Source organism: Arthrobacter sp. CP30, from assembly GCF_053470025.1.
Window position 1 is genome coordinate 244632 of the sequence record NZ_JBQEMM010000003.1, and the last position, 12316, is coordinate 256947.

Annotated in this window: 13 protein-coding genes; 4 read left to right on the top strand and 9 right to left on the bottom strand. The window is 71.2% G+C overall.

Annotation, left to right across the window (positions count from 1 at the left end; genetic code table 11):
* Window positions 1-34: 34 nt before the first annotated feature.
* Window positions 35-1387 carry a class I SAM-dependent RNA methyltransferase gene (locus ACTIMO_RS06490; RefSeq protein WP_448181869.1) on the bottom strand — a complete coding sequence of 451 codons (1353 nt, stop codon included), beginning with the start codon at window positions 1385-1387 and terminating at the stop codon, window positions 35-37.
* 9 nt (window positions 1388-1396) lie between these two features.
* Window positions 1397-3373: an APC family permease gene (locus ACTIMO_RS06495; RefSeq protein ID WP_055772142.1), complete on the bottom strand. Its 1977-nt coding sequence runs from the start codon at window positions 3371-3373 to the stop codon at window positions 1397-1399.
* A 113-nt stretch (window positions 3374-3486) separates the two neighbouring features.
* Here ACTIMO_RS06495 and ACTIMO_RS06500 point away from each other — a divergent pair, with 113 nt between their 5' ends.
* A complete protein-coding gene (locus ACTIMO_RS06500) occupies window positions 3487-4158 on the top strand; it encodes a potassium channel family protein (protein WP_055772364.1) in 672 nt (223 codons plus the stop codon).
* On the top strand, window positions 4155-4841 hold the full coding sequence (locus ACTIMO_RS06505; RefSeq protein WP_448181870.1) for a potassium channel family protein: 687 nt from the start codon (window positions 4155-4157) through the stop codon (window positions 4839-4841). The genes ACTIMO_RS06500 and ACTIMO_RS06505 overlap by 4 nt, the downstream gene beginning before the upstream one ends.
* Here ACTIMO_RS06505 and ACTIMO_RS06510 read toward each other — a convergent pair.
* The 4 genes from ACTIMO_RS06510 to dut form a co-directional block, all read right to left on the bottom strand.
* Window positions 4838-5674 carry a DUF3159 domain-containing protein gene (locus ACTIMO_RS06510; protein WP_448181871.1) on the bottom strand — a complete coding sequence of 279 codons (837 nt, stop codon included), beginning with the start codon at window positions 5672-5674 and terminating at the stop codon, window positions 4838-4840. The genes ACTIMO_RS06505 and ACTIMO_RS06510 overlap by 4 nt on opposite strands.
* Before the next feature lie 23 nt (window positions 5675-5697).
* On the bottom strand, window positions 5698-6102 hold the full coding sequence (locus ACTIMO_RS06515; protein ID WP_448181872.1) for a hypothetical protein: 405 nt from the start codon (window positions 6100-6102) through the stop codon (window positions 5698-5700).
* A gap of 5 nt (window positions 6103-6107) precedes the next feature.
* Window positions 6108-7007: a DUF3710 domain-containing protein gene (locus tag ACTIMO_RS06520; RefSeq protein ID WP_448181873.1), complete on the bottom strand. Its 900-nt coding sequence runs from the start codon at window positions 7005-7007 to the stop codon at window positions 6108-6110.
* A 150-nt stretch (window positions 7008-7157) separates the two neighbouring features.
* Window positions 7158-7652, bottom strand: coding sequence for a dUTP diphosphatase (gene dut, locus ACTIMO_RS06525; RefSeq protein ID WP_448181874.1), 495 nt, complete (start codon window positions 7650-7652; stop codon window positions 7158-7160).
* A 243-nt stretch (window positions 7653-7895) separates the two neighbouring features.
* Between dut and ACTIMO_RS06530 the strand changes: the two genes are divergently transcribed.
* Window positions 7896-8372: a DUF3093 domain-containing protein gene (locus ACTIMO_RS06530; protein ID WP_055772152.1), complete on the top strand. Its 477-nt coding sequence runs from the start codon at window positions 7896-7898 to the stop codon at window positions 8370-8372.
* Window positions 8373-8386: 14 nt separating this feature from the next.
* Here ACTIMO_RS06530 and ACTIMO_RS06535 read toward each other — a convergent pair whose 3' ends face one another.
* Window positions 8387-8710: a DUF4193 family protein gene (locus tag ACTIMO_RS06535; protein ID WP_055772154.1), complete on the bottom strand. Its 324-nt coding sequence runs from the start codon at window positions 8708-8710 to the stop codon at window positions 8387-8389.
* Between the two features lie 189 nt (window positions 8711-8899).
* On the opposite strand from ACTIMO_RS06535, the gene sepH reads away from it, so the two are divergent.
* Window positions 8900-10240 carry a septation protein SepH gene (sepH, locus tag ACTIMO_RS06540; RefSeq protein ID WP_055772157.1) on the top strand — a complete coding sequence of 447 codons (1341 nt, stop codon included), beginning with the start codon at window positions 8900-8902 and terminating at the stop codon, window positions 10238-10240.
* Between the two features lie 70 nt (window positions 10241-10310).
* Here the strand turns inward: sepH and ACTIMO_RS06545 are convergent, their stop codons facing one another.
* Both ACTIMO_RS06545 and ACTIMO_RS06550 read right to left on the bottom strand, forming a co-directional pair.
* Entirely contained in the window at window positions 10311-11132 is an 822-nt protein-coding gene (locus tag ACTIMO_RS06545) for a thymidine kinase (RefSeq protein WP_082471555.1), read from the bottom strand.
* On the bottom strand, window positions 11125-12279 hold the full coding sequence (locus ACTIMO_RS06550; protein WP_321166900.1) for an alkaline phosphatase family protein: 1155 nt from the start codon (window positions 12277-12279) through the stop codon (window positions 11125-11127). Before ACTIMO_RS06550 ends, ACTIMO_RS06545 begins: the two co-directional genes overlap by 8 nt.
* Between the last annotated feature and the right edge of the window lie 37 nt (window positions 12280-12316).

The window sequence follows — 12316 nt, forward strand, 5'->3', positions numbered from 1 at the left end:
CGGCACCCGCGGGGCTTGCGTCCCTTCCGAACCGTCAGGCGGCAGGCGGCAGCAGACGGGCGAAGGATTCCAGGTGGTGGGTGTGCGGGTACAGGTCGAAGACGCGCAGGCTGTCCAGCGTCCAGCCTGCCGCGTGGAAGTAGCCGAGGTCGCGCGCGAAGGACGCGGGGTCGCACGAGACGTACCCGACGGCCCGCGGACGGGCGGCGGCGATCTGCCGCACCACCTTCTTCCCCGCACCCGCACGCGGCGGGTCGAGCAGGACGATGTCGAGCCGGTCCGTCCAGCGTTCGAGGACGGCGTCGACCCTGCCCTGGACGATCGACACGTGGCCCTGTCCGTGGAGGTTGCGGCGCGCGTCCCGGCTGGTGCCCGCCGATCCTTCGACCGAGAGGACCGCACCGTCCGGTCCGACGGCGCGCGCCATCGGGACGGTGAAGAGGCCGGCGCCCGCATAGAGGTCGGCGACGCGCTCGCCGGGCGAGGGGACGAGTCCGTCCAGCACCGCCGACACGAGGGCTTCCGGCGCACCGCGGTGGATCTGCCAGAACCCGGCGCCGGTGACCCGGTAGTCGGTACCGAGCACCGATTCCTGCAGCCAGGTGCGGCCCTTCAGCCGTTCCACCTGGCCGGATCCCGGATCGAGGACCCCGACGGACGCGCCGTCGATCGATGCGGCGACGGTGCCGACGCGCTTCGGTGTGGTGCCCGCTGCGGGGACGAGCAGCACCAGAGGCTCCCCGCCGCCGGAGGGGACGGCGACATCGACGCGCTCGATCCCGCTGAGATCGAGGGTCCACAGGCGCAGCGCGTTGACCGGCCCGACGGCGAGGGGCATCTCCTGGACGGGCAGGACCTCGTGCGAGCGGTGGAGATGCATCGCGAGCCGGCCCGCGGCGTCGACCGCGAAGGCCGCACGCGTCCGCCAGCCCAGGCCGTCCTCCGACTCCCCGGGCGCCGGCTCCACGACGACGGCGCGGTCGGTCCCCGCGAGCCGCGAGAGCTGCTCCTCGACGACGGCGGCCTTGAGCCGCCGCTGCTCCGCCAGGTCGATGTGTCCGAATTCCGCGCCGCCCACCGCCGAGCGCCCGCGGGCGGCGGCGCGCAGGGCATCCGCGACGGGCCACACATGGTCCACGCGATGGGGCGAGGCCTCGAGGACCTCGACGACGTCGGCCCGCCAGAAGCTGGCGTCGTCGGACGTGTCGGTGAAGCGGACCCGCACGCGCTCACCGGGCAGCGCGTGCCGGACGAAGACCACGCGGCCCTCGTGCCGTGCGACGAAGTGCCCGCCGTGCGCGGGGCGTCCGATGGTCAGCTCCGCGGTGGGCGGACCGGCCTGCTCCCCCGTCGACGGGGCGGCGGCGGCTGGTACTGCGTCGGTCATGGTGTCTTCCTACTTGAGGTCCTGGTAGATCTGCGCCGCGTCGGAGGACGCCAGCTGCCAGGGCACGCTGGCGACCATCACGCCGGGCACGAAGTGCAGGCGCGCCTTGATCCGCAGGGCGGTCTGGTTGTGGACCAGTTGCTCCCACCACTTTCCCACGACGTACTCCGGGATGTAGACCACGATCAGGTCGCGCGGGGAGTCGCGGCGCATGGTCCTGATGTAGTCGAGGATCGGTGTGATGGTGTCGCGGTAGGGCGAGGCCAGGACCGTGATCGGGACCGGGATCTCGTACTTCTCCCAGTCCGCGAGGGTCCGCCGGGTCTGCTCGGGGTCGACATCGACCGTGACCGCGTCCAGGCGGGAGGGTCGCGACGCCCGCGCGAAAGCCAGAGCGCGCAGGACGGGTTTCCGTAGATGGGAGACCAGGATCACCGCGTGGACGCGTGACGGGAGCGCACGCAGCCGGACGGCGTCGTCGATCGCGAGTTCGGCGGCCACGGCGTCGTAGTGCTTCTTGATGCTGCGCATCACCGCGAAGAGGATGGCCATCGCGAGCACGGCGATCCAGGCCCCGTACTCGAACTTGGTCACGAGGACCACGACGAGCACCGCCGCGGTGAGCGCGAAGCCCAGGCTGTTGATGGCCCGGGACTTGTGGATGGCCCAGCGGTTCTGCGCCCCGACGGTGCTCCGCAATGTCCTGTTCCAGTGGCGGATGAGTCCGAGCTGGCCGCCCGTGAAGGAGACGAACACCCCGACGATGTACAGCTGCACCAGGGCCGTGACGTCGGCGCGGAACACGAGGATGAGCACCACGGCGCCGAGGCCGAGCGCGAGGATCCCGTTGCTGAAGGTCAGCCGGTCACCGCGCGTGCGGAGCTGCCGCGGGAGGTACCCGTCCGTGGCCAGGATCGACGCGAGGACGGGGAAGGCGTTGAAGGCCGCATGACCCGCGAGCATCAGGATCAGCGCCGTCGCCGCGACCACGAGGTAGAAGGCGGGCGAACCGGCGTCGAAGACGGTGCGCGCGAGCTGGCTCACCACCGGCGCCTGGATGTAGTCCTCGGGGACGGGCCCGCCGTCGAGCAGCAGTTGCCGGGACGGGTCCTGGACCACGTGGACGCGCGCCGCATTGGCGAGGTAGATGACACCGGCGAGCATCGCGGCCGACACGATCCCGAGGACGACGAGCGTCGTCGCGGCGTTGCGAGCCTGCGGCGCCTCGAAGCGCGGCACATTGGAGCCCGGGCCCTCGAGCCCGGTCAGGGCGGCGGCGCCCGCGGAGAACGCGCGGAGGATCAGCAGGGCCCCGGCGAGCCCGACCAGGCCGGCGTCGAGGGCCGCATCCGGGACGATCTCGAAGCGGGCGCTCGGAGCCTGCGCCAGGGTACCCGTCGCTGCTTGGACGATCCCGGTGACGCAGAGTGCGGCGATCCCGGCGAGGAACGCGTAGGTCAGCACGGCCCGGGCGCGGACGCCGCGCGTGATGCCCCGCAGGTTGAGCAGGACGAGGACCGCGACGCCGAGGACGGCGAGCGTGGTCCGGGCGCCCTCCAGCGCCGGGGCGAGGGACACGACGTACTGCGCGGCCGCTGACACCGAGACCGCGACGGTCAGCAGATAGTCGATCATGAGCGCGGAGGCCACCGTGGTGCCCGCGCGGGGACCGATGTTCCGCTTCGCGATCTCGTAGTCGCCGCCACCGGAGGGGTAGGCGTGCACGGCCTGCCGGTAGGACGCGACGACGACGAGGAGGACCGCGATCACGGCGAGTCCGACCCAGGGTGAGATGGCGACCGAGGCGACCCCGGCCAGGGCGAGCGTCAACAGGATCTCGTCCGGCGCGTAGGCCACGGAGGAGAGGGCGCTCGCGGAGAAGACGGGCATGGCGAGGCGCTTGGGGAGGCTTCGGTTCCTCAGCCTGTCGCTGGCGAACGGCTTACCCACCAGCACCCGCTTGACGGCCTCGAGAAAAGTCAGCACAGCCCACAGACTAGCGCGTCCGCGCGGGTGGGCAGCCACTAGGCTTGGGGCTGGTACAGCACGGATCAGCAGGATCTCCACGACGAACAGACCAGGAATCAGGGGTGCCCTCGGTGGCTCATTTTGTGATCATGGGGTGCGGCAGGGTGGGTGTCAGCCTCGCCCACACGCTCGACGAATCCGGGCACTCGGTGGCCATCATCGACCAGGACGACCGTGCGTTCCGCCGCCTCCGCTCCTCCTTCGGCGGCCGCAAGGTCACCGGGGTCGGCTTCGACCGGGACACCCTGAAGTACGCCGAGATCGACGACGCCTATGCCTTCGCCGCGGTCTCGAGCGGCGACAACTCGAACATCCTCGCCACGCGCGTGGCCCGCGAGACCTTCCACGTCCCCCACGTCGTCGCCCGCATCTACGATCCCGGCCGCGCGGAGATCTACCAGCGCCTCGGGATCCCCACCGTGGCGGCCGTCCGCTGGAGCGCGGACCAGGTACTCCGGCGGATCCTCCCGGAGCAGACCATCAACGGCGACTTCCGCGAGACGTCCGGGCGCCTGATCCTCGCCGAACTGGCCCTGAGCGACGCCTGGCTCGGGCGGCCCCTGCGCGGCATCGAGATCGCGAGCGGTGTGCGCATCGCGTACATCACGCGCTTCGGCGAGGGCATCCTGCCGACACCGGAGACGAGCTACCAGCAGGGCGACATCCTGCACGCCATGATGAAGACGACCGCGACGGACGAGATCGGACGGATCCTCGCGGCCGCACCGAAGGAGGAGTCATGAGGGTCGTCATCGCCGGGGCCGGGAGCGTCGGCTCCTCCATCGCCCGGGAACTGCTCGGCAACAAGCACGAGATCCTCCTGATCGACGAGAAGCCCGAGGTGATCGGGCGGAGCGGGCTGAAGGGGGCCAAGTGGCTGATCGGCGACGCCTGCGAGCTCACCACCCTGAAGGACGCGCGGCTGGACGAGGCCGACGTCGTCGTCTCCGCGACCGGCGACGACAAGGTGAACCTCGTGGTCTCACTGCTCGCCAAGAGCGAGTTCGGCGTGGGCCGGACCGTCGGCCGGGTCAACAACCCCAAGAACGACTGGATGTTCGACGACTCGTGGGGCGTCGACGTGGCCGTCAACACGCCCCGCCTCATGACGGCTCTCGTGGAGGAAGCCGTGGAGATCGGCGACCTCGTGCGCCTGCTGACCTTGCAGACCGGTATGTCCTCGATCGTCGAGTTCACGGTCCCCCAGGACTCGCCGCTGGTCGGCGGGACGATCGGCAGCATCAGCCTGCCCGCGGAATGCGCGGTGGTGGCCGTCCTGCGCGACGACTCCCCCATCACGCCGAGCCCCGACGACGTCGTCGAGGGCGGCGACGAGATGTTCTTCCTCGCGGCGATCGCGGCGGAGGACGAACTGAGGATCGCGCTCTCGGCGCGGAACGACGACGACCCGGAGGAGGAGCGCTAGCTGCGCCCGGGCCCCGCAGGGTCCGGCGTGGGTCCCTGCCCGGAGGCGTCCGCCGCAGCAGGCGTGGCGGACGCGGGACGCGAGACGACCCACGCGAGCCACAGGCCGAGGGCGTAGAGCGGGAGGCCCATGGCCACGCGCGTCGAGCCGAGTGCGGCGACGTTCTCGACGAGGTAGAGGGGGACCTGCACCACGAGGCGCAGGGCGAGGACCGCAACGATGATCCACGTGGCGAGGGAGTAGGCGCGGACGCGCAGCGGATCCTTCCGCCACTCGATGCCCTCGTTGCGGATGAATCCGAAGAGGAGCCCGGCGAAGGGCCAGCGGAACAGCACGGACGCGGCCATCGCCACGATGTAGGCGCCGTTGATGAAGAACCCCGGAAGGAAGAAGTCCTCGGCGTTCCCCGTCCTCAGCGCCACGAAGGCGCAGAACGCGACACCGACCAAACCGGCGAGGGCCTGCGTGACGGGCTTCCTCGACACCAGGCGGATCACGGTGAAGACCGCGGCGACCGCGAGGGCGGCGACGAGGGACACCATGAGGTCCCGCGCGAACGTGAAGACGAGCGTGAACACGAGCCCGGGCGCGATGCTCTCGGCGAGTCCCTGCACCCCGCCGATCGAGGAGAGGACATCGATCTGCCCGTCGTCGCTCCGGCGCACGCCCGACGTCGCGGCGTACTGCGTCGCCAGGTCCGCCGCCGTCAGGCCTGCCGGGCGCTGATCGGCCCCAGCTGCGGTGCCCTCCGGATGCTGCTGCGGGCTGTGCTCCGGATGCTGCTCGGGACCGTGCTCCGGGGACTGCTCCGGGGACTGCTCCGGGGTGCTCATGCGTGGACACTCATTCGTACTCCTCAGTACTCCTCGGGACGCCCGAAGAGCTCGTAGCGGGGGTTGTAGACCGTGGGCGTGCCGGCGACGCGGCTCAGCATGCCCTCGAAGCGCAGCGTCACGCCTGCCTCGACGCCCGGCACGCGGCGCTGGCCCATCCACACGATCAGCACCGACTCCCGGGCTCCGTTCCACTCGATGCGGGCGAGCGCCCGGAACGACGGAGACGCCGTCACCGGAGCGATCGTGATCCGCTCGATCACCCCGTGCGCCTTGATCCTGCCCCGCGTCGGCAGGGCGGACGACGACGGCGCCGGGGAGACCGCCGCGGGGCCCGGGCGCTGAGCGTGGTGGAACGTGCCGTGCGCCGACCGATCCGCGGACCCGGAGGGATCGGCGGGCCCGGGAAGGGAGGTCGTGGCGGGCACCGGAGCTAGCGGGTCTCGGTGATCTCGGGGCCGCGCTCGAGCGGATTGAGGTCCGGCCGCCGGGACTCGGGAGCGGGAGTCGGTGCTGCGGCGGCGTCCTTCGGCAGCTTGAGCTGCAGCAGTTCGCGTGGCGGCAGCGGATGGTCACCACGCACCACGACCACGTCGCGGAAGAGGCTCTCGATCGGGGCGGCCGCATTCTGCTCCAGCGCCGCCGGTCCCCCGAAGACACCGCGCAGGAACCACCGCGGTCCGTTGATGCCCGCGAAGCGCGCCACGCGGTAGCCGGCCTGACCGTCGGGCAGCTGCGCGGGCAGCCTGGCCAGGAGTTCGGTGCCCAGCCGCCCTGGGCGCTCCTCGACCGTTCCGCCCTGGGACCCGACCGAGACGCCGATCTGCTCGCGGATCTCGTCCCACAGGCCCTCGGTCTTCGGCGCCGCGAAAGCCTGCAGCTGCAGGGTCGAACCACCGAGGTCCAGGGTCACGGCGATGACGCGCTTGCTGCGTTCCTCGACCTCGAGGCGCAGCTGCAGTCCTTCGGCGGCCTTGATCCTCAAGGCGCCGAGATCGATGTAGCCGCTGTCGGTGTTCTGCTCGGAGACGTCGAACGGCCCGAGAGCGGTCCGGTCGTAGTTCGCGCTGGAGACGTGCCCGGCGGGGACGGCAGATGCGGTGGGAGCAGCAGGCGCTGCGGCATCACCGGCCACGCCCTCGCCCCCTGCCGGCGACCCGTTCGTCGATTCCTCGTCCGAGGAGGGGAGACCGGCCGCGTCGTCGGACCCGGCAGCTGCGGTCGTCCCCGGGGCGCTGTCCTGCGGCGTCGCCGGCACGGCGTCGCCCGTCGTCCCCGCAGCTTCGCCGGTCGCGTCGTCCTGCTTCTTCTTCCTGAGGCGCCCAAAAGCCATTCCGGGTCCCTTTCCTGATGCCATGGTCTGTGTGTCGGAGAAATCTGTCGGTATCTGTCGGTATCTGTGGCTGTACGTGATGATCGCTGCTGCCGGGCGTCCCCGCCCGGGTCCCGGGGGCGCGTGCTCCGCGCCCGGTCAGCCGCCCGGTCAGCCGACCGCGGGACGGACGGCGGGTTCCGCGTCGATGGTGCCGAAGCCACCGGTCGAGCCGAAGCCACCGGTTCCACGCACGCTGCCCGGGAGCTCGTCCACGATCTCGAACACCGCCCGCTCCACGCGCTGGATGACCAACTGCGCGATCCGGTCGCCGCGGGTGAGGCGCACGGACTCGGTCCGGTCCGTGTTGAGGAGGCAGACCTTGATCTCGCCACGGTAGCCCGCGTCGATGGTCCCCGGCGCATTGACGATCGTGAGGCCGTGGCGGACGGCCAGCCCCGACCGGGGATGGACCAGCCCGGCATAGCCGTCGGGGAGCGCGATCGCGACTCCCGTCGGGACGAGCACACGCTCGCCGGGGGCGATGACGACGTCGACGGCGGTCCTGAGGTCCGCTCCGGCATCCCCCTCGGTGGCGTACGACGGTGGCTCGAGGCCGTCGTCGAGCAACCGGATGCGGACCGGAAGGTCCTGCTGCGTACTCATCGGTGTACCCCTTGATGTACTTGATGAACCTGTGCTGGCGGGCCGGCTGGCGAGGACGCGGCCGGCACGGAGGTGAAGGTGCGTGCGCGGCTCCGTCGAGCACCTCTCCCGGTGACCAGCACCCAACTGTAGCGCCTTTGCCGGAGCCCCACCTGACAGTCCTCGGCATGGCCCGGGAGTGGGGCCGCACGCCTCACCGACCGTCGGGATGAGGTCGCCGCCCAGAAGTGGAATGCTGGTGTCATGTCCAGCGCGCCAGGGGAAGCCCCCCGCAACACACCAGACCAGGCAGTCCTGTACGAGGAGCGGCTCTGGCCGTCGCCGTGGATCTGGCTCATCGCGGCGGGATTCTCGTCGGCCACGATCGTCATGTTCGCGCCGATCTCGATGGAGGTCGGGTTCGGGGCGGCCGCCGTCGTCGCCGTCATCGTCTTCACCCTGCTCTTCACGTCCACCCCACGTATCACGGTCACCCCGACCACGCTGACGGTGGGGCGGGCCACGATCGAACGCCGGTACCTCGGGACCGCGGAATGGTTCACGGGCGACGACGCCACGTACCAGCGCGGCCGTGGCCTGAACGGGCTCGCCTATCTGTGCATCCGCGGGTGGATCTCACCGGTGGTCAGGGTGGAGGTCGTCGATCCTGAGGACCGGACGCCCTACTGGCTCGCCTCCTCGCGCACACCGGAGCGCCTGGTGGCCGCCCTCGAGGGCTGACGCCACGTCCCCGGTCAGCCCTCGCAGTCCACGCAGTACAGCCGGCCTCCGCGGTCGGCGGCGATCTGCGACCGGTGGCGCACCAGGAAGCACGAGGCACAGGTGAACTCGTCGGCCTGGGCCGCGAGGATCTGGACCGAGATCTCCTCGCTCGAGAGATCCGCACCCGGCAGGTCGAAGGCGTCGGCGGCCGCCAGCTCGTCCTCGTCGATCAGCACCTCACCCACTCCTCGCCGGTCTCCCGTGTGGGCGACGAGCAGCTGTGCTACGGCACCCGCGCCCCCGGTCCCGCCGTCGTTCGCCGTTGTCGTGCGCGGCGTCTCGTCATCCATCGGCATACCTGTTCTCCCACGCTCCATCGGTCGGGTCCTTCCCCGGCTGTGTCCCCTCGGCAGCCACAACGCCGGGACCCCCGGATTTGTGCCCGTTCATCGCCGTGCGCCCCGCCACGCCTTACCGCGTAGTAGGAATGGCCGCCATTCAATGGCAAAGTTTCACCTAGTGATTATTCTCGGCTGGAGGAATTGATGCAGGAGTTACGCCTGGTGGGTGTCCATGAGGATGGCGGACATCTGCTTCTGAGCGGTGAGACGGGTACGTCCTTCAGACTGCCCATCGACGACGCACTGCGCACTGCGAGCACGGGTGGGTCGGAGGAGACGGCCACGCCGGCCTCCGCCCCGGCGCAGGACCTCCGGCAGCCCCCACGCCAGAAGGCGGCCAAGGCGCCCGTGCATCTCACGCCCCGTGACATCCAGGCACGGATCCGCGCCGGGGCGACGGCGGAGCAGGTCGTCGCCGAGTCCGATCTCGACCTGGCGCACGTCCGACGCTACGAAGGCCCCGTGCGTGCCGAGCGGGACTACGTCGCCTACCTCGCCCAGCGCGTGGAGGTGGCCTCGCCCCTCCCCAGCCACGACGGCTACCGCTCCGCCTTCGGCGATGCTCCCGCGCTGCTCGGTGACATGGTGTCCTACCGCGTCCAGAGCTACGGGATCGATCCGGGGTCTCTCGAATGGGATTCCTGGCGCCTGCAGGACGGCTCCTGGCACGTCGAGGCCTCCTTCGACCTGCCCGAGGACTTCGCGGTCGATCTCGGCGAGCAGCCCCCGGCGCACTGGACGTACAACCCGACGCGGAAGACCGTGGCGAACGGCAACCGGTGGGCGCAGGTGCTCAGTGAGCTCGAGCCGCTCGACGGTCCCCTGCCCTCGCGCCGCCTGAGCGCCGTCGCCGATCGCGTGTTCGACTTCGAGGCGGAGAAGGAGGAGGAAGCACCGGGGTCGGTAGAGACGGACCAGGACGGCCTGCTCGACGTGCTGCGCTCGCGCCGGGGCCAGCGCCTCGGCGCGGACGAGGACGGCGACGACGCCCTCGCCGAACTCCTCACCCGCGGCAGCATCCCCGCAGCACACCCGCGCGACGGTGAGGCGCCCGACGGTCCCGTCGACGACCCGTCCGAGGACCCCGCGCAGGAACGCGACACCCTGATCCCCGGTCTGTCACTCGCGCCGAGGGCCGGAGGGGACGGCCTGGACGAGTCCGACGACGCGACGGCGTATCACGAGGACGGGACGCCGCGCCTCTACGACGGGGTCAGTACCGAGACACGCGAGATCAGCATCTTCGCGCAGCCCTCGCGCCGGCTGCAGCCGCTCGCTCCCCCGAAACCCCCGTCCGACGACGCCTCGGCGCGCCCCGCTCAAAGCGCCCAGGACCCGGGTCAGCAGGCGGGTCGGGAGGCCGGGAGGAACAGCCAGAAGGACGCAGCGGACGGCACCGGGCCCGCACCCGAGCGGAAGGCCAAGCCGAAGCGGTCGAGTGTCCCGAGCTGGGACGACATCGTGTTCGGCCGCAAGGGCGACTAGCACCAGCCGGACACCGCCTCTGCACGCACGACGGGCGGATCCGCCCGGACGAGCACTGCACGGCGTCGGGTCAGGCCTGCACCGATGCCTGGCCGGAGAGCGTCCGGTCCTTGCCCGCATCCGGTCCCGCCGTCGGGCCCTGCTCGAACGGCAGGGGCACCTGGTTGACGTACAGCGAGGGCGACGTGCGTGAGGTCTGCTGTCGCATGTGGTGCCGCCGGCACAGCGTCTCGTAGCCGACGGTCGCTCCACGGGGCGCAGGTCCCGTCGTGGACGCCGGTCCGCCGGACACGTCCTCCCCTGCACCGGATGCCGGCCCGGCCGCATCGGTGGGCTGCGGGACGGGACCGGCGCCGTCGGACTGGTCCACGTCCCCCACGACCATCTGGTCCCCCTCGACGACCATGACGCCGTCGAGGGTGCGGGCGTTGTGCGTGGCCCGCTTCCCGCACCAGCACAGGGCCTCGACCTGCAGGACCTGCACGCGGTCCGCCAGCTCGATGAGCCGCTGCGACCCCGGGAAGAGGCGGGTCCGGAAGTCCGAGGTGATGCCGAAGCCGAAGACGTCGATGCCCATCTCGTCGACGACGCGCGCGAGCTGGTCGATCTGCTCGATGGAGTAGAACTGCGCCTCGTCGCAGATCACGTAGTCGATGCGCGCACCCATGGTCTGGCGCGCGGTCAGATCCGCCCAGAAGTCCGTGTCCGGGAAGACCTCGACGGCGGGTACCTGCAGGCCGAGCCGGCTCGAGATCATCGACTCCCCCGCACGGTCGTGGGAGCTGAACAGCACTCCGCGCCGGCCGCGGGCCTTGTGGTTGTGGTCCATCTGCAGTGCGAGGGTCGATTTCCCGCAGTCCATGGTGCCCGAGAAGAACAGCAGCTCAGCCATGCCCCGTGCCCGTCGTCCGCCCACGGCGCCCGTCGCCCACCGGTGCTGCGAGGGTCAGGAGCGGGATCTCGCGCTCCGCCCTGGTGAGCGAGCCGTGCTGGCCCACCATCTCGAACGCCGCGGGCTGCGACCGCCGCCCGTCCACGAGGGCGATCCCCTCCCGTGCGAGCACGAGCAGGTCCCCGATCCTCGGCAGGACGACGTCGCTCACCGTGCCGAAGTACCCGTGCGCCACCGCTTCCTGGCGGGTCATGATCCAGGCCCGGTTGCCGAACGCCTCCTGCCAGCGCTCCGCGAGGAGTTCACGCTCAGGAGCGCCGAGTGCCGGCTCGAGGTACAGGTGCAGCATCCGCGCCTCCCCACCCGTATGGGCGACGCCGTCGAGCAGGTCCGGGCGCTCGGAGTAGTCGATCCGCTGCGAGCGCGCGACATCCACCATCCCGTGGTCGGCGGTCAGCAGCAGCAGCGTGTCCGACGGGACGCGGCGTGCGAGCAGCTTCAGGGCGGCGTCGAGGTCCTCGAGCGCGGTGATCCACTGCGGCGAGTCGACCCCGTACCGATGGCCGGCCTTGTCGAGGTCGTTGACGTAGAAGTAGACGAGCGCCCGAGGGGCGGCGGCGAGCTCCGTCGCGGCCGCATCGATGCGCGCGTGGATCGTGTTCTCCCCCACGAAACGCCCCCCGCGCAGCGCCGCGCGCGTCATGGGCGAGTCGGCGAAGCGGGGCTGGCTCACCGTCACCATCGGGAGGTGTTCGGCGACGCGCTCGAAGACGGTGCGGTGCGGTTGCCAGGCCTGCGGATCGACACCGGGATCCCAGCGGCCCAGCATGTTCACCACCCTGCCCTGGTCGGGGTCCAGGACGTCGTAGCCGACCATGCCGTGCTGGCCCGGGGCGAGGCCCGTACCGAGGCCGGCGAGGGACGCCGCGGTGGTCGAGGGGAACGCGGAGGACAGGGTCCTCGCAGTCCCGAGGCCCTCGCGGAGGAACGGGGCGTGCGCGGCATATCTGCGCAGCAGGGTCATCCCGAGTCCGTCGACCATGACCACCGCGATCCGGCGCGCGGCAGGCAGGGCGAGGGCGTTGGTGAAGCCGTCGACGCCGAGCGCGGCGGCCGCACTCGTCATCACCTCGGAGACTGTGGACACGCCGTAGGCGGGCGGAGCCGGGAGGGGCTCCCTGTGC

Excerpts from the sequence above, each read along its gene's own strand:
- ACTIMO_RS06490 (WP_448181869.1), bottom strand. The coding sequence starts at position 1,387 with ATGACCGACGCAGTACCAGCCGCCGCCGCCCCGTCGACGGGGGAGCAG.
- ACTIMO_RS06520 (WP_448181873.1), bottom strand. The coding sequence starts at position 7,007 with ATGGCTTTTGGGCGCCTCAGGAAGAAGAAGCAGGACGACGCGACCGGC.
- ACTIMO_RS06510 (WP_448181871.1), bottom strand. The coding sequence starts at position 5,674 with ATGAGCACCCCGGAGCAGTCCCCGGAGCAGTCCCCGGAGCACGGTCCC.
- sepH (WP_055772157.1), top strand. The coding sequence starts at position 8,900 with ATGCAGGAGTTACGCCTGGTGGGTGTCCATGAGGATGGCGGACATCTG.
- ACTIMO_RS06530 (WP_055772152.1), top strand. The coding sequence starts at position 7,896 with ATGTCCAGCGCGCCAGGGGAAGCCCCCCGCAACACACCAGACCAGGCA.
- dut (WP_448181874.1), bottom strand. The coding sequence starts at position 7,652 with ATGAGTACGCAGCAGGACCTTCCGGTCCGCATCCGGTTGCTCGACGAC.
- ACTIMO_RS06545 (WP_082471555.1), bottom strand. The coding sequence starts at position 11,132 with ATGGCTGAGCTGCTGTTCTTCTCGGGCACCATGGACTGCGGGAAATCG.
- ACTIMO_RS06535 (WP_055772154.1), bottom strand. The coding sequence starts at position 8,710 with ATGCCGATGGATGACGAGACGCCGCGCACGACAACGGCGAACGACGGC.
- ACTIMO_RS06505 (WP_448181870.1), top strand. The coding sequence starts at position 4,155 with ATGAGGGTCGTCATCGCCGGGGCCGGGAGCGTCGGCTCCTCCATCGCC.